At 63.2% G+C, this 18989-nt stretch carries 20 protein-coding genes; 7 read left to right on the top strand and 13 right to left on the bottom strand.

The window, feature by feature from the left end; all coding sequences use genetic code 11:
- Positions 1-143: 143 nt before the first annotated feature.
- Together X751_RS142150 and X751_RS142155 are read right to left on the bottom strand one after the other, a co-directional pair.
- The gene (locus tag X751_RS142150) at positions 144-752 is read right to left on the bottom strand and encodes an NAD(P)-dependent oxidoreductase (RefSeq protein ID WP_023738386.1); all 609 of its coding nucleotides are present in this window, start codon (positions 750-752) and stop codon (positions 144-146) included.
- Positions 753-804: 52 nt separating this feature from the next.
- A complete protein-coding gene (locus tag X751_RS142155; RefSeq protein WP_023823542.1) occupies positions 805-1443 on the bottom strand; it encodes a DsbA family protein in 639 nt (212 codons plus the stop codon).
- A gap of 102 nt (positions 1444-1545) precedes the next feature.
- Here X751_RS142155 and X751_RS142160 point away from each other — a divergent pair, with 102 nt between their 5' ends.
- The 3 genes from X751_RS142160 (at position 1546) to X751_RS142170 (ending at position 3240) form a co-directional block, all read left to right on the top strand.
- On the top strand, positions 1546-2457 hold the full coding sequence (locus X751_RS142160) for a LysR substrate-binding domain-containing protein (protein WP_023699792.1): 912 nt from the start codon (positions 1546-1548) through the stop codon (positions 2455-2457).
- 96 nt (positions 2458-2553) lie between these two features.
- Positions 2554-2829, top strand: a complete 276-nt coding sequence (locus X751_RS142165; protein WP_023729215.1) for a hypothetical protein — start codon at positions 2554-2556, stop codon at positions 2827-2829.
- Positions 2830-2904: 75 nt separating this feature from the next.
- Positions 2905-3240: a hypothetical protein gene (locus tag X751_RS142170; protein WP_023692218.1), complete on the top strand. Its 336-nt coding sequence runs from the start codon at positions 2905-2907 to the stop codon at positions 3238-3240.
- Positions 3241-3317: 77 nt separating this feature from the next.
- Here the strand turns inward: X751_RS142170 and X751_RS142175 are convergent, their stop codons facing one another.
- From X751_RS142175 to X751_RS142215, 9 genes are all read right to left on the bottom strand, one after another.
- Positions 3318-4346 carry an ROK family protein gene (locus X751_RS142175; protein WP_023745617.1) on the bottom strand — a complete coding sequence of 343 codons (1029 nt, stop codon included), beginning with the start codon at positions 4344-4346 and terminating at the stop codon, positions 3318-3320.
- The gene (locus X751_RS142180) at positions 4346-5071 is read right to left on the bottom strand and encodes a ribulose-phosphate 3-epimerase (RefSeq protein ID WP_023745616.1); all 726 of its coding nucleotides are present in this window, start codon (positions 5069-5071) and stop codon (positions 4346-4348) included. Before X751_RS142180 ends, X751_RS142175 begins: the two co-directional genes overlap by 1 nt.
- Before the next feature lie 4 nt (positions 5072-5075).
- Positions 5076-5897, bottom strand: coding sequence for a sugar phosphate isomerase/epimerase (locus X751_RS142185; RefSeq protein ID WP_023745615.1), 822 nt, complete (start codon positions 5895-5897; stop codon positions 5076-5078).
- Between the two features lie 39 nt (positions 5898-5936).
- Positions 5937-6779, bottom strand: a complete 843-nt coding sequence (locus tag X751_RS142190; RefSeq protein WP_023745614.1) for a carbohydrate ABC transporter permease — start codon at positions 6777-6779, stop codon at positions 5937-5939.
- A gap of 4 nt (positions 6780-6783) precedes the next feature.
- A complete protein-coding gene (locus X751_RS142195) occupies positions 6784-7680 on the bottom strand; it encodes a sugar ABC transporter permease (RefSeq protein ID WP_023729220.1) in 897 nt (298 codons plus the stop codon).
- A gap of 139 nt (positions 7681-7819) precedes the next feature.
- Entirely contained in the window at positions 7820-9067 is a 1248-nt protein-coding gene (locus X751_RS142200) for a sugar ABC transporter substrate-binding protein (RefSeq protein ID WP_031247191.1), read from the bottom strand.
- Positions 9068-9182: 115 nt separating this feature from the next.
- Entirely contained in the window at positions 9183-10328 is a 1146-nt protein-coding gene (locus X751_RS142205) for an ABC transporter ATP-binding protein (RefSeq protein WP_023745612.1), read from the bottom strand.
- An 88-nt stretch (positions 10329-10416) separates the two neighbouring features.
- Positions 10417-11367, bottom strand: a complete 951-nt coding sequence (locus X751_RS142210; protein ID WP_023745611.1) for a PfkB family carbohydrate kinase — start codon at positions 11365-11367, stop codon at positions 10417-10419.
- Between the two features lie 3 nt (positions 11368-11370).
- Positions 11371-12171: a class I fructose-bisphosphate aldolase gene (locus X751_RS142215; RefSeq protein WP_023745610.1), complete on the bottom strand. Its 801-nt coding sequence runs from the start codon at positions 12169-12171 to the stop codon at positions 11371-11373.
- Positions 12172-12334: 163 nt separating this feature from the next.
- Between X751_RS142215 and X751_RS142220 the strand changes: the two genes are divergently transcribed.
- The 3 genes from X751_RS142220 to X751_RS142230 all read left to right on the top strand — a co-directional run bounded on the left by X751_RS142220 (position 12335) and on the right by X751_RS142230 (position 15496).
- A complete protein-coding gene (locus X751_RS142220) occupies positions 12335-13096 on the top strand; it encodes a DeoR/GlpR family DNA-binding transcription regulator (protein WP_023682641.1) in 762 nt (253 codons plus the stop codon).
- Between the two features lie 254 nt (positions 13097-13350).
- The gene (locus tag X751_RS142225) at positions 13351-14499 is read left to right on the top strand and encodes a Gfo/Idh/MocA family oxidoreductase (RefSeq protein WP_031247188.1); all 1149 of its coding nucleotides are present in this window, start codon (positions 13351-13353) and stop codon (positions 14497-14499) included.
- A gap of 64 nt (positions 14500-14563) precedes the next feature.
- Positions 14564-15496, top strand: a complete 933-nt coding sequence (locus tag X751_RS142230; protein ID WP_023745607.1) for an alpha/beta hydrolase — start codon at positions 14564-14566, stop codon at positions 15494-15496.
- On the opposite strand, the gene X751_RS142235 is transcribed toward X751_RS142230, so the two are convergent.
- Positions 15484-16527: a LacI family DNA-binding transcriptional regulator gene (locus X751_RS142235; RefSeq protein WP_023745606.1), complete on the bottom strand. Its 1044-nt coding sequence runs from the start codon at positions 16525-16527 to the stop codon at positions 15484-15486. The genes X751_RS142230 and X751_RS142235 overlap by 13 nt on opposite strands.
- Before the next feature lie 226 nt (positions 16528-16753).
- Here X751_RS142235 and X751_RS142240 point away from each other — a divergent pair, with 226 nt between their 5' ends.
- Positions 16754-18139, top strand: a complete 1386-nt coding sequence (locus tag X751_RS142240) for an FAD-binding oxidoreductase (RefSeq protein ID WP_023745605.1) — start codon at positions 16754-16756, stop codon at positions 18137-18139.
- 13 nt (positions 18140-18152) lie between these two features.
- Here X751_RS142240 and X751_RS142245 read toward each other — a convergent pair whose 3' ends face one another.
- A complete protein-coding gene (locus tag X751_RS142245) occupies positions 18153-18797 on the bottom strand; it encodes a YjbE family putative metal transport protein (protein ID WP_023695266.1) in 645 nt (214 codons plus the stop codon).
- Positions 18798-18989: the final 192 nt, after the last annotated feature.

The following is an 18989-nucleotide window of genomic DNA, read 5'->3' as shown; positions in this document are numbered from 1 at the left end:
CTCCGGGCGAGAGTTCGCAGACCGGCGGCAGGAGTGGAAACGGAAGAAAGCGATAGTGCCATCGGAGGCTCCGATGGCACTATCGTCGATAGGAACCGGCGCCGGCCACTCCGTCGAGTGGCCCGCCTGTCAATGAAGTGCGCTCAGTAGCCGACGGTAAAGCGCTGCTTGATATGCGCCGGCTTTTCGATCTCGTCGGCCATGACGATGGCATAGTCCTCGAAGGAAATGCTGCTGCCTTTGTCTGACGTCAGCAGCGTGTCCTTGCCGATGCGGTATTTGCCGGTCCGCTCGCCGGCGACGAACAGCGCCGAAGGCGACAGCAAGGTCCAGTCGAGATCGTCGACCGTCCGCAGCGTGTCGAGGAAGTCGGCGCCCTTCTGCGCCTCGGCCTTGTAGATATCAGGGAAGGTCGGCGTGTCGACCAGGCGCTTGCCGGGCGCAACCTCAAGGCTGCCGGCGCCGCCGACGACGAGGTAGCGTTTGACGCCGGAAGCACGCACGGCTGCGATGAGCGTATCGGGATCGCTGTCGAGGAAATGCACCGAGGAGATCACCGCGTCATGACCCTTGATCAGGGCGGCAAGGCCATCCTTGTCGAAGACGTCGCCCTTCTTGGCAATCACGCCCGGAAGTGCCGCGATCTTGTCTGGATGCCGGGCAATGGCGGTGATGCTGTGACCGCGATCGGAGAGTTCCTTGAGCAGGCGCGAGCCGACCTGGCCGGACGCGCCGATAAGTGCGATTTTCATGGGGATTTTCCTTTCGTCTGGGGAGAATTTCGTCTGGGGAGAATTTCTGGGACTACGCCGCCTCGATGTGAGCGACGAGATTGTCGTAGCTGCCGAACAGCGCGTTGGCGCCGATCAGGCGCGGCGCCGTTTGGCCGATCACCGCGAGCGCGGGAACGCCATTGGCATGCAGCCGCTGGAACAATGCCCGCCCGCGGCTGACCAGGTCGTCATGCTTCGCCAGAAACGCCTGCGTCGGCGCTTTCAAAAGCTTTGCCGCGTCGCTCATGCCGGCGTCGGCCAGTACCGCGGCGACGCCGTCAACCGTCACAATATCGCGGCCGTCGACGTAGCGGGCATGCTGGATCGCCTTCAGTGCCGCAAATCGCTGGCGCCAGTCGTCCAGTCCGGCGGCGTTGATGCCCATGGTGGCAGCGGAAGAATCGAGCAAGGTGCCGCTGACATTGAGCACATTGTCGAGATAGGCCTGACTGAAGCGCTGTCCGCTCAGCCGCGCGATGCGCTGGTCATTGTCCCAGGCATGGGCGGCAAAACCTGCATCCAGCGGCCGCGCGCCCGCACCGGAGAAAAGCCCCACCGGCAACAGATCGAGTGCGGCCCCGCCGGCGGCCAGTCGATCCAGCATCGGCGTGGCGCCATAGCACCAACCGCAGAGCGGGTCGAAAAGATAGGTTAGGGTTGCATTGGTCATGGCGGCCTCATTCTGTTGCCCGATAGATGACAGCTGGACCGCTTGCGAAAAATAGCGATCAATCATACAAACTGTCTGATAAAATCAGACAATGAGCGGCCTGTGACCGAACTCCTCAATCTCAACCGGCTCGTCTACTTCGCCACCGTGGTGGAGACCGGCTCGTTCACGGCCGCTGCCGACCGTCTCGATGTTGCCAAGGCTGTGGTCAGCCATCAGGTCGGCAAGCTCGAAGAAGAGCTTGGCGCTACGCTGTTGCGGCGCACGACCCGGCGCGTGACGGCGACCGAAGAGGGTCGTCTGTTCTATGACCGGACCGCGATCATCCTGCGCGAGGCGGAGGCAGCCTATGGCGACATTTCGCAGCGAGCGGCGCAGCCGACGGGGACGCTGCGGCTGACGGCGCCGCTCGATTATGGCGAGAAGGTCGTGGCGCCGACCATCGCCGCCTACATCAGAAAATACCCGAAAATGCGGGTCGAGACGATCTTCGACGATGCGGTCAGCAACCTGGTCGACGAGCAGATCGATCTTGGCATCCGCGTCGGCTGGCTTGCCGATTCCAGCAATCTGGCGCGGCGGCTGGGCAGCCTGCAGCAATTCGTCGTCGCCAGCCCGGAACTGGCCGCCAGGCTGCCTGGGGAAGCCAGCCCCAGGCAGGCGAAGTCGCTGCCCTGGGTCGGCAACGCCCAGTTGCGCGGGGTCGGCCAATGGCTGTTCTCGAGGGGCACGGAAACGGTGCTGGCCGAACTCAACCCCGTCGTCAGCTGCGACAAGACACCAGGCGTGCTGTCCTGCGTGCTGGCCGGCATCGGCCTCGGCATCTTTCCGGATTACAGTGTCGCCGACGACATTGCGCGCGGCCGGCTGGTGCGGGTGTTCGCGGACTGGACCTTGCCGTCCGGTGGCATCCATGCCGTCTTCCCGCCGGCGCGCTTCAGGCCGGCCAAGGTGCGCGCTTTCGTCGACCTCCTGGTTGCAGCCGAACGGCGGCGCGCGCGCAGTGCGGGCTGATTTCGGCACCGGCCGGCAATGCCGGCGAGGGAACCTTTGTTCGGCAGGCGCTTTTGGATATGCTGCGATTCCGAACCGTCAGAAGGGGTACTGCCGATGACCACCAAGATCTTTGCGACCTGCATGCTCGCTCTCGCTGTCGGCTGCAGCCTGTCCACAGCGGCTGTCGCCAAAGACAAGCATCGCCATCGTCAGCCAGAACCCGAACGCTACGTCCCCGCCCATCGCGACCTCATCTACGCCCTGTTCGGCGGCCCGCGCTACTATGACAAAATGCTGATCACCACGGCGGCCGGCCCGTGCTCTTACGACCGGGTCGGGCCGGACGCGAATGCGCTGAACAAGGTCAACGATCACCATTGCGGAAAGTAGATTGGTCCCAAAGGCGGGGTCCTGCGTCCCAGGGTTACCGGATGACGGCCGCCGCGAACACGATAGAGACAGTCGATGACCGCTGGTGAGAAATGGTCTCCGTCCGAAAAGAAAGTCGCCCGCACTGCCTATGACGCAGCGCTGAAGGTGGCGCTCGACAAGACGTTGGCTGAACTCAAGAGCAGGGCCCACGTTGCGGCAACGCCTTCCGAAATATGGGATGTCGAAGACTTTCTGCGGCAGCAGCGACGGAAGATCAACCAGATGTTCGACTATCGCTATTCACAGCTAATACAGGTCTTCGCCAATCTCATCCGGCAAGGCTATCTCGAGGAGAATCTCCTTGTTGGCTTGTCGGAAGACAAGCGGCAAACGATCCGAAAATACGCCAGCTGGAATCGCGAAGGGTAGGGGTCCTCTTCGGGGACCTTGGCGCTGCATTCAAACTGGACCATTCACCATCTTCGCGCGCGCCGCGCAGCTCGAGTTCAGCCATGGCGTGCCTCCGTGGCATCGGCTGTCGCGCCTCTGTCCTTGTCGTCCTGCGCCATCGCCAGCGGCGCACCCGGTTCGCCTTCCCACAGGATCAGGCTGGCGGCGCCGATCAGCCCGGCCCGGTCGCCGAGTTCAGCCTGCACGATCGGCACGTCGCGATAGGCCGGCATCGCCCGCTGCTGGATGACCGCTCTGATCGACGGTGCCAGAAGGTCGAACCCGTTGGAAAGGCCGCCTCCCATGACAATCAGATCGGGCGAATAGAGATGAAGCAGGTTGGTGAAGCCGATGCCCAGCCATTGTGCTTCCGCCTCGATCAGGTCGAGAGCGTTGGCGTCGCCGGCCTTGGCAGCCTCTACGACATGCCTGGCCGAGACGTCGCCATCATTTGACAGCCGTCGTAAGAGCGAGCCGTCGCCCGGCGCGGTCAGTCGCGTGGCGCGGCGGCCGAGCGCGGTTCCGGAGGCAACGGCCTCGAAGCAGCCGATGGCGCCGCAAAAGCAGCGGTCGCCTTCACCGGTGATGGTCATGTGGCCGATCTCGGCCGCCAGTCCGCGCCTGCCGTGATAGATGTGGCCATCGGCGACGACGCCGCCGCCAATGCCGGTCGATACGGTCACGAACACCAGCGATCCGCTGCCGCGTCCGGCGCCAAAACGCCATTCGCCGAGCGCCGCCGCATTGGCGTCGTTTTCCAGCCGCACCGGCAGGCCGAAATGCCGCCCCAGAATGTCGATCAGCGGCACATCATGCCAGCCGGCCAGCGTTGGCGGCGCAATGACGATCCCCGCCTTGGGGTCGAGTGGCCCCGGCGCACCGACGCCGATGCCGGCGACCTTTGCCTGCGGGTGTTCCCTAAGCAGCGTGCCTGCCAAAGCGACGATCTGGCTGATCACCGCCTCCGATCCCGCACCGGCAAGCGTCGACGCTGAAGCATGAGCGACGATACGGCCATCGCTTTCGACCAGCGCACCGCGCAGCGCCGTGCCACCGAGATCGAAGGCGAGCGCAAGCTTGGTCATCAGGCGGCGACCTCCAGCCCGTGCAGCCAGGCCATGCGCCGGGCAAGGTCGGGATCGCCGAAGGCCAGCGAGCCCAGCACCACGGTTTCCGCACCTGCGGCGCGCAGCAGCGGCACGGTCTCGTGGCGGATGCCGCCATCGGCGGCGAGCACGATGTCGGCCTCGCGGCCGGCTTTGCGCATCAGCGCGCGCGCCTCGATCAGGCGCGGACACGCTTGATCGGACAGGCTCTGGCCCTTGACGCCGATGGAAGTGCCGAGCAGCGTCACGAACGCCACTTCCGGCAGGAACGGCGTGACGGCCGCGACCGGTGTTTCCAGCCGCAGCACCACGCCGGCCTCGGCCCCGAGTTCACGCGCCAGTTTCACGGCACGCAGACCGGTCTCGCCGTTTTCGGCGTGCACACTGATCAGGTCGGCGCCGGCCTCGATGAACTGGCGCGTCTGTTCCTCGACGATCTCGGCTTCGACCATCAAATGGACATGGACAGGCTTTGCGGTGAGCTTGGCGATGTGCGCCACCAGATCCGGGAAGAACAGGAAGCCAGGGGTGAAGCGGGCATCGGCGACGTCGATATGATGGACATCGGCATGGGTCTCGATGCGCTTCAAATCGCGCTCCATATTGGCGAGGTCGGCCGACCACAGCGAAAACTCGCCGATAAGCCGGTTGCGCGGCAGGGCGGCAATTGCGGCGGGGCCGGACAGGGGCTTGTTCGTCGTCATCGTCTCAGGCTCCGTAGCCGCGCATTGTCTGGCGGTTGGTCTTGACCGCGCCGGCAGGGTCGGCGGCGGCCGTTTCGGACTCTTCCTCCAGCACCAGCCAGCCGTTGAAATTGGGTGCAGCACCAGCGATCTCGATCACCTTCGCCGTGTCACAGACGCCCTTGCCGAGCATCGCCCAGGTTCCATTCGCGTCGACATCCTTCAGATGCACATAGCGGATGCGGTCGCGATAAGTGGTGAGCGTATCCGCCATGTCCTGGCCACCGCGCAAGATGTGGCCGGTGTCGGGCACCCAGCCCACCAGCGAGGCGTCGAGCAGCCCGAAGATGCGGTCGTAGTCGGCGCGGTCGAACAGCAGCGTGTTGTGATGCGAGCTTGGATGCACCGCGACCTGGACGCCGGCCTCGCGCCCGAGCTCGCCGGCTTTGTTGTAGACCTCGGCGGCGATGGCAAACTTGTCGTCGCGCGGCCCGTCGGAAACGATCGTGGCCGAGCCCATCGACACCAGCGCGCCGGGAAAGGCGGCGGCGAAGTCGATCCAGCGTTTGGCGGTCTCGAGGTCGGCGCCGATCTCATCCCTGAGCGTGAAACCGCTCTTGGAGCCGAAGGCGAAGGAGACGAGCGTCAGCCCGGATGATTTCAGCGCGGCCGCGAACTCCTTTGGCTTGCCGGCATAGCGGCCGATCATCGTGTCGGTAATCTCGATGCCGGCATAGCCGCCATTGGCGATCGCCTTGAGCAGATCGTCCGGGCCGCCGGCAAAACGGTCGCCCAGCATTTCCCAGGTAAAGGTCTGGCAGCCGACTTTCAGGTCTTTCACGGTCATCCTTTCATTCCTTGATTCCACCTCCGTTCGAGGGATACCCTACTTGACCGAGCCCGCGGTCATGCCGGCGAGGAAGAACCTCTGGGCAACCAGGTAGATGACCAGGAGCGGCAGCGAGCCGAGCACGCTCATCGCCATCATCTGGTTCCATTCGAAGGCGTGTTGCCCCATCAACAACTGGATGCCGATCGGGACGGTGCGCATGGACGTCGACTTCGTCAGTGTCAGCGCAAAGAGAAATTCGTTCCAGCACAACAGGAAGGTGTAGACCGACGTCGCCACGATACCAGGCAGTGAAATCGGGACGATCACCCGCCACAGTGCGGTCCAACTGGTGCCGCCGTCGACAGCCACCGCTTCATCGAGGTCGCGGGGCAAGGTGTTCAGATATCCCGTCATCAGCAGGATCGCATAGGGCAGCGTAAACACCAGATAGGTCAGGATCAGCGCGACATAGGTGTCGAAGATGCCATACGAGACGACAAGCCCGAAGAAGGGGATCAAAAGCGTGATCGGCGGGATCGTCTGCGTGCTGATGATGAGAGTGTTGAGGCTGCCCTTGCCGCGGAAATTGAAACGGCTGAACCCATAGGCTGCCAGCAAGGCGATCAGCACCGTCAGCACGGTCACCGCTCCGGCGACGAAGTAGCTGTTGAAGAAGAAGCGCAGCTTTACCGGATCACCAAGGATGGCCGCATACGCTTCCAGCGTGAAGGCCTTCGGCAGGACGGTTGGCGGCAGGGCGAAGATTTCGGTATTCGACTTGAACGAGCTGCTCAGCATCCAGTAGATCGGGAAGGCCGCGAACAAGAGGCCTGCGGCAAGCGCGACATGGAGCGCGGCGGTGATCAGCCTGTCTTTCGGTGTGTGTCTTTTCCTCATGTGACTACCGAGCCTTTTGATAGCGGATGTAGAACAGCGTCAGGCCGAGAGAGATCAGCAGGATGACCACGGCGCTCGCCGAGGCCTGCGACAGGTTGTAGCTCGAAAACGCCAGCTTGTACGTGTAGGTGCTGAGGACCTCGGTCGAGTAGATCGGACCGCCACCCGTCGTTATCCAGATCAATGGAAAGACCTGCATGGTCCAGATGAAGTCGAGCAGCGAGATGCTGATGATGATCGGCATCAGCTGCGGAATGGTGATGAAGATCAGCTTCTGGTAGGCCTTCGCGCCGTCGATATCGGCGGCCTCGTAGAAATCCTTGGGAATGCCCTGCAAGCCTGCGAGCAGGCTGACCATGAAAAGCGGGTAGCCCGCCCAGATATTGGCGAAGGTGACGGCGTGCAGCGCGGTCGCGGGCGAGGAAAACCACTCGACCTTGGAACCGATGATGCCCATCTGCATGAGAACGCTGTTGACGACACCGTTCGGCTCAAGCAGCAGGCGCCAGATCACCGCGATAATCACCGCGGTGAACAGCCAGGGCAGTATGTAGAGCACGCGCAGGACATTGCGCAGCGTCGGATTGATGCGGTCGCTGTTCAGCATGAGTGCGAAGAGCATGCCGATGGTCATATGGAAGACGACACTCATGCAGGTGAAGTAGAGCGTGTGCCACAGCGAGGCCCAGAACACCGGATCGGCAAAGATCGCCTGGTAGTGTTTCAATCCGGCAAAGGACGGGTCGCGACGCAGCACCGCGCTGTTCTGGAACGAATAGCCAATCACCGTCACCATCGGCAGCAGCATCAACAGGCCGATTATGAGGAGCGAGGGTGACAGATAGAGATAGGGTGCGACCGCTCGTTTCAGTCGATGGTGGGAGCGCTTCTGCCCGGTCATGTGCGATCCCTGGGATGTGCCTTCAAGAGGAAGGTGCGCTTCAAAAAAAGGTCCATCTCAAATTGCCGATCCGTTGTTGACGGGTGGCCTGGCGAGGCCGGGCCACCCGGTGGAAGATAGCAAACGGGCAATGGGCCGCTCAGAATTTCGCCATCCAGCCCTTTTGAGCGTTGGTTGCGGCTTGTTCCGGAGACTGCTCGCCGGCAAGCATCTTCTGAGCCTCCACGTCGAACTGGGTCATCAGGTCTTCAGCCACCGGCAGGCCCGTGAACTCGTTGGCGAGATAGCCGGTCTTGAAGATTTCGAAAGCCTTGGCGAAAGCCTTGTCCGAGGTCACGAAATCGGGCTTGGCGTTGACGTTGCCCGGGAAGGCGTTTGCAAGCGACACGAGCTTGGCATTCACCTTTTCGCTCATCAGATATTGGACGAGCTTCCAGGCTTCATCCTGATGTTTCGAGGCGGCGGAGATGCCGATGCCCCAGGAGGCGTAGGGAAGGCCGCGCTTGCCGCTGTAGTCCGCCACGACCGGGACCGGGATGAGGTCGAAGTTCAGCTTGGGATTGCGTTCGCGAATAAGGTTCACATGCGCGAGCGAGTCGATCATCATCCCGACCCGATCGTTGACGAATTCCTCGACCTTTTCCTGCTCGGTCTTGGTGGCAATGCCGGGCGAGATGACGCCGGCGTCGTTCAGCGATTTGACGAAGGTGAGCATATCGACGACCGGCTTGCCCTCGAGAGCCGGCTTGCCTTCAACCATCATCGATTGGCCCGAGGCCCAGACCCACGACATCAGGTCGTTCTGGACACCGGACGGCGTTTGCAGCGACAAGGGCAGCACCCAGCCATACTGGTTCTTGTCGGCGTGGGTCATCTTCTTGGCGGCTTCGAGAAACTCCCCGCGGGTCGACGGCAGCTTGGTCACGCCTGCCTGGGCGGCGAGGTCCAGATTGACGAAGACCGGATAGACGAACGAAGCCACGGGAAACATCACCGCCTTGCCGTCCACCTTGATGATATCCGCGACCTGGGTCTTGTCGAACCCGCTCGCATCCATCATCGGGTTCATGTCGGCCAGCGCACCCTGCGCGTTCAGATTGTTCACCCAGGCGCCGTCGAGACCGACGACGTCGCTAAGCGTTCCGGTTGCGGCGCCGACCGAGATCTGGTCTCGCGTGGTCGCATAGGGACCGCTGACCAGCGTCACCTTGATGCCGGGGTTTGCAGCCTCGAAGTCGTTCATGATTGCCCTGAGCGAGCCGGCCGGCAATTCGGGCTCCCACCATTGGGTGAATTCCAGCGTCGTGTCCGCCATGGCGCCGGTTGCACCAAGCAACCATGCGGCCGCGGCTATTTTCAGCATCGCGGGTCGTATCCGAAACATCATTTTCTCCTCCTTCTTCAAGATCGGCCGCACAATGCGGACGATCGTCTGTTCATTCAGAAGCCTTCTTGTATCTTCCGCAGGCACCTCGCTCCCGCCTGCGGTCTTCCGCAGATCTTCAGATCGCCAGATGCGTTTCGGGATCGAAGAAATGGAACTTGGCATCATCCACGGCCAACCGGATTTCCGAGCCGGAGCGGACGGCGCTGATCGGCTCGAACCTCGCCACCGCGTTCGACGCCAGGCCGAAATCGTCCACCGCATCCGGATCGCCGGAGTCCACCCGGACCGCGTCGATGTTCATGTGGACGATCTGTTCGGAGCCGAGTTCCTCGATCGAGGTCACCCTGGCCGGTATCGTCTGAAACTTGCGACCGGATTCAAGGCTGCTGTCATAAAGATCCTCCGGTCTGATCCCGAACACGACCTTGCGTCCCGCATACGACCTCAAGGCCGGCCTGCGCACGAAGGCTGCATCCTGCAGCCGGACGGCGAAGTCGCGAAAAGCGAGCTCGCCGCCCTTCAGGGTCGCCTCGAAAAGGTTCATCGAAGGAGAGCCGATGAAGCCGGCAACGAAGGCGTTAACCGGCGATTCATAGAGCCTCTTGGGTGTGTCGACCTGCTGCAGCACACCGCCTTTCAACACCGCGACTCTGTCGCCCATCGTCATCGCTTCGATCTGATCGTGGGTCACGTAAATGGTCGTGACGCCGAGCTGCTTTTGCAGGCTGGTGATTTCGGCGCGCATTTGCACACGCAGTTTCGCATCCAGATTGGAAAGCGGCTCGTCCATGAGAAAGGCGGCCGGCTCGCGCACCATGGCGCGGCCCATGGCAACCCGTTGACGCTGCCCGCCTGACAGGTTCGCGGGTTTGCTGTCCAGCAAAGACGTCAGCTGAAGAGTTTTGGCGATCTCGTCCACGCGCTTCTTGCGCTCGGCCTTCGGCTTGCCTGCCAGCCGCATCGAAAAGGCGATGTTTTCGGATACCGTCATATGCGGGTAGAGCGCGTAGCTCTGGAACACCATCGCGATGTCGCGGTCCTTGGGCGGCATGTCGACGACGTCGACCCCGCCGATCCGAAGGCTGCCGCTGGTGATGTCTTCCAACCCCGCGATCATTCGCAACGCCGTGGATTTGCCGCAGCCGGAAGGCCCGACGAGGATCAAGAACTCGCCGTCCTTAACCGACAGGTTCAACTGGTCGATTGCGCGAAAACTGTTCCCGTAGGTTTTGCAGATATTCTCAAGAATGACTTCTGCCATATTCCTCCCTCCCAAATATAAGCCCTGATTTTTATGATTCTCCTGGGCTTGTGTTCGCCTGCGAAACGTTTCGTCGGATCGTTTCAGGTCATGCTCCAGCATCCACATGCGCATTTTTCAGGTCGACTGCTGACGGCGCGTTCGCCGATGCCAGGAGTTGCGTGACCTGGTCCTCGGTCGGAAGCGCCTCGCGCCCGCCACGCCCCGTTAACGAAACGGCCGCCGCCGCGGCCGCGAATGCCACCCGGCCCGCAGTGTCGGCTCCGCGCGTCAACACATGGGCATAGGCGCCATGAAAGCAGTCACCCGCGCCTGTGGAGTCGACGACCGCAACCCGGTGCGGGGGCAGGTGCCAGAGACCTGTCTCTTCACGGCCGCGATAGTACACACCTCTGCCGCCATCGGTCAGAACCACCGCGGACCGCGATGGCAACCACAAGGCATCGAGCATCTCGGCAGGCGATCGGCGCCCCGTGGCAGTCCGTGCAAAGCTAAGTGGAAGGATGAGATGGTCGCAGAGCGCGATCAGCCGCTCCGTGGCGGGACCGCTGCTCCATTCGATGTCGCCGAGGATCGCAAGGCCGAGGTCGCAAGCCCGAGCCACGACATCCAGCGACCCGGTCGCATAGCTATCGACGATCAGGACGGTCGCGCGGCTGAGGATATCGTCCGGAAAGTCCGGAGCGGTGCCCAGCATCGCATCGTCGTCATACGCGATGAACCGTTCCCCATCCGAGCCGACGGTGATCCGCGAGTGCACCGGGCGCGCGTCGGGATGGCGTGGCGCGAATGCGGTTTCGATACCGCTTGCAACGAGATCGAGCTGCACCGCGTCGTCCGCGGCACTGGCCAGCCATCCGATGAACCCGGCGGTTCCGCCGAGCCGCGCGACGGCGGCAAGCGCCGTCGCGACATTTCCCCCGAAGGCGCGGGTACTTTGCAGAACCTTACCCTTGCCCGCCGACAATGGCTGATCGACGTAGACGATGTCGTCGATCGCAATAGCGCCGAAGCCGAGGATCGAGGGGATGGTGGGCATCGTTCAGGCACCCGCCTTCGCCAGGGCGTCTTGCGCCGAAAGGCCGTCATGGATGACGCCGCGAAAGGCAAGCGCTGCCTTCTCCGGATCGCCGTGCCCCCAGAGATTGCGGCCGACCACGGCGCCGCGCGCGCCGGCACGGATGGCGTCCGCCGTCTGCTGAAGCGCGCCGAGCAGCGTATCGGTCTTTGGACCGCCCGCGATGACAACCGGCACCGGGCAGGTCCGGACGGTCTCCCGGAACGACTCGAAATCGCCGGTGTAGCCGATTTTGATCACGTCGACGCCGGACTCGTAACCGATGCGCGCCGCATAGGCGATCTCGTCGGGGGTGAAGACGATCTTTGCCCCCTCGGTGAAATCGCGAGGGTAGATATGCGCCACCACAGGCATGCCGTAGCGGGCCGCCGCATTCACCGAATCGGTCAGCCAGCGTATGTATTTTCCCTCCGTCGCGCCGCGCACCGGAATGGCCACGGCCAACGCATCGGCCCCCGCGCGCACCGCGTCCTCGGGCGTTGCGATCAACTCGCTGATGCGATCGTCCGCAGTGAAGCAGCCCGCCTGAATCACCAAGGAAGCTTTGCCCGCATATTGCGGCCACAGATGGCGCGCGGTGCCAGGCTGGATGCTGACGTAGTCGGGTTTGCCCGCCATGACGCGTGCGAGCGCACCCGGCAGGTCGGCAAGGCCGCCTTTGCGCACGTCGCCATAGCCGACGAAGTGGTCGACCGCGCCGCCAAAAAGGTTCCCCGATGGATGCGAGAAGAGGCGCGCGAGGCGCACCTTGGTTCCTAGGCTCATGAGTCCAAAATTCCCTGATCGGTTGATTTAAAAATGCTCGATCCAGTGTTTCCGAAAGAAAAAAGAAAAACAATCTTTCGAAAGCTTTCGAATCTCCATATTTTTCGGTAAGGTGAGCCAAGGCCAGGGCGATTGCCTGGCGCGGGAAGGCAAGGGCAGGGCAATGTTGTCGGAGCAGAGACGCCAATCGATCCTGGGCGAGGTGCAACGCAGCGGACAGGTTCGCATCAAGGACCTGTCGGACGGGTTTGGCGTGTCGGAGGTCACGGTGCGCTCGGACCTCGAAATACTGGACCGCAAGGGACTGCTGACCAAGACCCGTGGAGGAGCGGTGACCCGGACCACCGATTCTACGACGGCCGCGTTCGCCCGGCGGATGCAGACCAACCTCGACGCAAAGAAGCGCATCGCCCGGGCGGCGCTGGACCTGTTCGAGGACAACCAGTCGGTCATCTTCGACGGCGGCTCGACATTGATGCAGCTTGCCATGCAGTTACCGCCGCTCAGCAATGTCGTGGTCGCGGCCACGGCCATGAATATCGTGCAGCATCTTATGCATCGTCCCGGGCTCGACGTTCATATGATCGGCGGCCGGGTCTATCCCGACACGGTGAGCACGCTGATCACCGATGCCGATACGGCTCTCGGCGGCCTGGTAGCGCATCAGGTATTTGTTGGAGCGCATGCGATAGACTCGTCACTGGATGTGGTCGACGTGAACGAAGACATGGCGCGGACGAAGCGAAACCTCGTTCGCATGGCCCGGCGCGTTGTCTTGCTCGCCGATTCGAGCAAATGGGGCGTCAGCGGGACGTCCAAGGCATTTTCGCTGTCGGCCGTCGATGTGGTGATCACCGACGATGGCCTGCCCGGTCCAATACGCGGTGAGCTTGATAGGGTCGGGGCCAAGGTGATCTATGCCTGAAGCCGTCCCGGTCTCTGATGCGCGACGGAAGACGCGCATGACCCACGGGCTTCGCAGCGGCCGTCGGCCGTTTTTCATGCCGGTCATGTTCTCCTCCTCGCGCTGGCGGCCTCCCAATGCGCGCCAGAATTCTCATAAGCTCTATAAAAATTTTACGCGCGTCAACATTTAAAATCCTGTATAGCGGATTGCGGGGGGGCGTGGGAACTGCAACGTTCGTGCAGCATGCCCTTGGCTTCGGAGGAAAGCTGGAAATGCACGGAAAGTCAGAGACAAAGCTCGGCATCGGTGTCATCGGCTGCGGCAACATCTCGATGACCTATCTGCGCAATGCAGCGCTCTTCGGTGGTGTCGAGCTACGCGCCTGCGCCGACATTTCCGCTGACATGGCCGAGCTGCGCGCCAGCGAATACGGCATCCGAGCGATTGGCGTCGACACGCTGCTCGCCGACCCCGACATCGACCTCGTGCTGAACCTGACCATCCCGGCGGCGCATTTCGACATTTCGTTGTCAGCGCTCTCGGCGGGCAAGCATGTCTTCACCGAAAAGCCGCTGGCAACCTCTGCCGCCGACGGCCGCCGCCTTGTCGCCGAGGCCGCGAAGCGCGGCCTGCTGATCGGCTCGGCGCCGGACACATTCCTGGGTGCAGCCGGCCGCCGCGCGCGCCGGCTGATGGATGACGGCGCGATCGGCAAGCCGGTGACCGGCACCGCTTTCATGATGGGACGGGGCATGGAGCACTGGCATCCCAATCCGCAATTCTATTATCAGCCCGGCGGCGGTCCGGTGTTCGACATGGGTCCCTATTACCTGACCGTGCTGGTCAATCTGCTCGGGCCGGTCGAGCGCGTCATGGCGATGGCGACGCGCGGCCAGGAGGAGAGGCTGATCACGGCCGACGGGCCGTTCAAGAACACGACATTCAAGGTCGGCACGCCGACCAACATAATATCGCTGCTCGAATTCCGCTCGGGCGCCACCGTCACCTTCGGCGCCTCATGGGATGTTTTCAGACACTCCAACCATCCCATTGAACTGCACGGCACCGAAGGCTCGCTCAGGCTACCCGATCCCGACACGTTCGGCGGCACGGTCTCGCTGTCGGAACGTGGCGCCGACTGGGCCGATTTCGCCAGCGAGAGCGAATTGTATGGCGCCCGCAACTGGCCCTATTCCGCGCCCGACCGCGCCAATTACCGCATGCTCGGCGTCGCCGATCTGGCGCGCGCGCTGGCCGCGGGCAGAAAGCCGCGCGCCTCCGGTGAGCTGGCGCTGCATGTGCTTGAGATCATGGAGGCGATCCTGGCTTCGGGCGAAAGCCGTGGCTCGGTTGCCGTCAACGGCACGGTCGACCAGCCGCCGCTGCTTGGCGAAGACGAAGCCGCAACCCTGCTTGCCTGACGGAGGTTCGCCCGTGACGCCATCGCCACCGTCCCCGTCGCCCCTAGATCCGGAGGCCCGGCATGTGCTCGAGCTCGGCAGCCAGGCCGGCGCGCCGCCGTTCGAAACGGGAACGCCTGAGCAGGCGCGCCGTGCCTACAATGAAGGCTTCCCGACCCTGCAAGGCGAGCGCGAGCTGGTCGCGTCGATCAGCGAGCGCATCATTGCAGGACCCGGCGGTCCGCTGAGGCTCAGGATCTATCGCGGGCAGGGCGCGCCTTCGGCAGGCGCTCCGGCGCTGCTCTATCTCCATGGCGGCGGCTGGGTGATCGGCAATCTCGACTCGCATGACGAGATCTGCCGCTGGTTCGCGAACGAGGCAGGCGCTGTCGTCGTTTCCGTCGACTACCGGCTGGCGCCGGAACACAAATTCCCGGCGGCAATAGAGGATTGCCGAGCGGCACTTGCTTACATGCAAAGCGCCGCGGACGAGCTCGGCATCGAGGCTGCCCGCATTGCGGTTGCCGGCGACAGCGCCGGCGGCAATCTCGCTACGGTGCTCGGCCTGCTCACGCGGCGGGACAAAAATCCGCCGGCAGCGCAGCTGCTGTTTTATCCCAACACCGATGCCGGGCAGACGACGGACAGCTATCGCCGCTTCGCCATAGGCTTTGGCCTGACCGCCTCGACCATGGCCTGGTTCCGCGACCATTATATCCGCAATGCCGCCGACATCGGCGACTGGCGTACCTCACCGCTGAAGGCGGAAAGCCTCGCCGGTGCGCCGCCCACCTTCATCGCCATCGCCGGTCACGACATCCTCGCCGACGAAGGCGAGGCCTATGCCAGGCGTCTGCAGCAGGCCGGCGTGCCGGTCGTGCTGGAACACTGGCCCGGTCAGATCCACGGCTTCGTCTCGATGGGCCGTCACGGCCCGGCAGCGAGACAGGCGGTTGCCGCCGCCATTGCCGCGTGGCGAAGCTTCGATCCTGCCTTTGGAAAGGCTCAAGCGGACTGACGCATCACCAGGGCCGCGTCGAGGCTGACCTTCGGCGCGACGTTTGCCCTATCCTCGTTGAGCAGAGCGAGCAATGTCTCGACGCTGCGCCCCGCCATGGCGGCAAAATCCTGCGCGATGGTGGTCAGTGCGGGGCAGGTGTAGCGGCTCAGCGGATGGTCGTCATGGGCGGCGATACGCAGGTCGCAATCGGCCTTGCGGCCGATCTTCAGCCCTTTCGCGAAGGCTGCCGCCATCACGCCGAAGGCCAGGCGGTCATTCGCACACAGTATGGTCTTGCCGGGCAGACCTCTGGTCTTGCCCGGCAGGCCGCTGGCCCCGAGCATCTGTTCCATCTGCTCGTAGCCGATGCGCTCGAAATCCCATGTGTAGTCTCGGGTGTTGCCGATAACCACCGGCTCCTGGCCAAGCTGACGCATCGCGGCGACGTAACTGTTCAGGCGCTCCGGCGAATTGTGATTGACATGCGGGATGTCGAAATAGATCGGGGCGTCGCCGGAGCGGCAGAGATAGTCGACGATGGTCGAGACGCTCTGGGCATTGTTGTTGCCGACAAAGGGCGTGCCGCCTTCAAGATAGGTGTCGAAATAGACGACCGGCATTGTCTGGGTCAGCTTCTCCAGCGTGCGCCGGTCCGAACGCAAGCCGAGCGGCGCGATCAGCGCGCCCGAAACTTTCAGCGACAGGATGGTACGTGTCGCCTCCATTTCGAGCTCGGTTGAGCCATGCGAGGAGATGACGATCGGCCAGTAGCCCTCGTCGCGCAGCCGAAGTTCGATGCGGCTGACCATTTCGGAATAGAAGGGATCGGTGACCGTCGGTACGACAATGCCGATGGCGCGGGTGCGCTTGCGGTTGAGGTTGCGGGCAAACAGATTGGGCTGGTAGTCGGACGAGCGCAACGCCTCTTCGATGCGCTTGCGCGTTGCCGGCTTGACGCTGGTCGGATCGTCGAAATATTTCGACAGCGTCGGCCTGGAGACGCCGCAGGAGCGGGCGAAATCCTCCATCGTCTTGTGCGTCATCGGCATTCAATCCCTCGTCTGGCACGCGCCAGAACCTCGGTCATCCCTTGACGCTGCCCACGGTCCTGCAGCCGGGGCGTCCGCCACGCAACGGCAGACGAAATTTACAGGAAACGTCAGTGGGTTCAACGCGAAATGACAGATTATACCGTGCGTAAATTTGTTCAATTGACGAGAAAATTGTCCCGCATCAAGGTCTCGGTCACGATGAGCGCTGAATAGTCCAGGCACCATGACACAACAGATCGATCGGCTTCTTTCCCAGCTATATCGTCGGCTCGATGCCGCCGCGGTTGTGATCGGCGATGCTATCGATCCGCGCTATGGCGACGACCTCTCCGGCAAGGGCGGCGGCCAGCCCGAACTGGTCTTGCGTCCGCGCAACGCCGCCGACGTCGCCGAAATCCTGCGCCTGTGCAGTGGTATCGGCCAGAAGCTGGTCGTCCATGGCGGCCGCACCGGGCTGGCCGGCGGCGCGCGCGTGCAGCCGGGCGAAGCGGTGCTGTCGCTGGAGCGCATGACCGCGGTCGAAGCGCCCGACCGCGCCGCGGCAACCATCATCGCGGAAGCCGGCGCGCCGCTGCAAATGGTGCAGGAAGCGGCCGATGCGTCCGGCCTGATGTTCGGCGTCGATATCGGCGCGCGCGGCACGGCGACGGTCGGCGGCAACATCGCCACCAATGCTGGCGGCATTCGCGTGCTGCGCTACGGCATGTACCGCGCCCAGGTTCTGGGGCTGGAGGCCGTGCTTGCCGACGGCTCGATCCTGACTTCGTTGTGTGGCCTGGCCAAGGACAATTCGGGATACGATCTCAACCAGCTTTTCATTGGCAGCGAAGGCACGCTGGGCGTGGTTACTCGCGCCTGCCTGCGGCTGCATCCCAAGCCCGCCACCGAGGTTGCCGCCTTTTGCGCCCTTGGCTCGCTGGAGGCGGCCATTGCGCTGCTCGACCTGCTCAAGCAGCGGCTCGGGCCCTTGCTTTCGGCCTATGAGGTAAACTTCTCGCCGCTCTACGGCGCCATGATTGCCGGCATGGCCGCGCCGGCGCCGCTGCCTGTCGGCGCGCCCGTCTATGTGCTGGCCGAGATCCAGGGCAGCCAGGCCGAGCTGGACGGCGAGCGTTTCGCTTCGGTGCTGATGCAGGCGGTCGAGGACGGCATCGTCGACGACGTGGTCGTCTCGCAGTCGCCACGCGAATTCCGTGCGCTATGGGATGTGCGCGAAGAGGCTAACCGATTCCTGTTTGCGATCGAGGGAATGCTCGGCGTCGACATTAGCATCCCGTTGGCGGCCATGGCGGATTTCCTGCGCAACGCCGAAGCCGCGATCCACGCCGTCGACAGCAGCGCCGAGATCTACGTCTTCGGCCATCTCGGCGACGGCAATCTGCACTATCAGGTCGACACCACGGAACCGGCGGCCGCCTATGAGATCATCTATCGCGGCGTGGCGGCATGCGGTGGCGCCGTCTCGGCCGAGCACGGCATCGGCCTCGACAAGAAGAAATGGCTGAACCTCGTGCGCAGCGACGCCGAACTATCAGCCATGCGCCGGCTGAAGGTGGCGTTCGATCCGCACAACATTCTCAACCCAGGGCGGATTTTCGATATCATTTGATCGCCAGGAGGATCTAGCTTGCAACTGGCGAGAGCAGCGCGTGGAAGTCGACCGTTCTCATCTGCTCGACGCCGTCCAGAGTCATATTTCCCGCGACATAGACGATGATTGCCAGACCGAGCCAGCCGATCCAGCGATACCTGGCAAGCAGCGCCGCCACCAGCGTCGAGGCGACCGCCATCAGAACCACCGACAGGATGAGACCGAACACCAGCGCATTCATGTCGTGGGCGGCGGCGCCCGCCACGGCCAGCACATTGTCCAGCGACATCGAGACATCGGCGACGACGATCTGCAGGATCGCGGTGCGCAGCGCCTTGGCCGGCCGCGCCGTCGCAAGTGCTGCGGCTTCATTGTCGACGTCCTCGCCGTCGCCGGCCGAGCGCAACTCCTGGAACATGTTCCAGCACACCCAGAACAAAAGCATGCCGCCGACCAGCATGATGCCCGGAATTTCAAGCAGCTGCACCGCGATCACCGCAAAGACGATGCGGATCACCGCCGCCGCGGCAATGCCGGCGATGATCGCCTTCTGCCGCAACGCCTTGGCAAGGCCTGCGGCCGCCATGCCGATCACCACGACATTGTCGCCAGACAGCACAAGGTTGATGGTGATGACTTCCAGATAAGCGGCGACAGTCGTCTGGTCGAAACTCATAGAGCGGTCTCCCCGGAAGGCTCCGGCTGGTTGCGGCGGATCGGACCGATGTCTGCGCAAACGCGAAGACAGCTGATTTGAGTGCAGCCCGGCATTGAAACAAGACGCCAGCGCGGCCAATCGGTCCTCATCCACGGAATTCATCGCCGGGTCGTGATTTCCGACCAGAAATGCCCGTCCCAGAATGCCCAT

Source organism: Mesorhizobium sp. LNJC394B00 (genome assembly GCF_000502555.1).
Classification (GTDB): domain Bacteria; phylum Pseudomonadota; class Alphaproteobacteria; order Rhizobiales; family Rhizobiaceae; genus Mesorhizobium.
The sequence above is the reverse complement of the archived record's forward strand: the minus strand, read 5'-3'. Positions and strand labels throughout refer to the sequence as shown.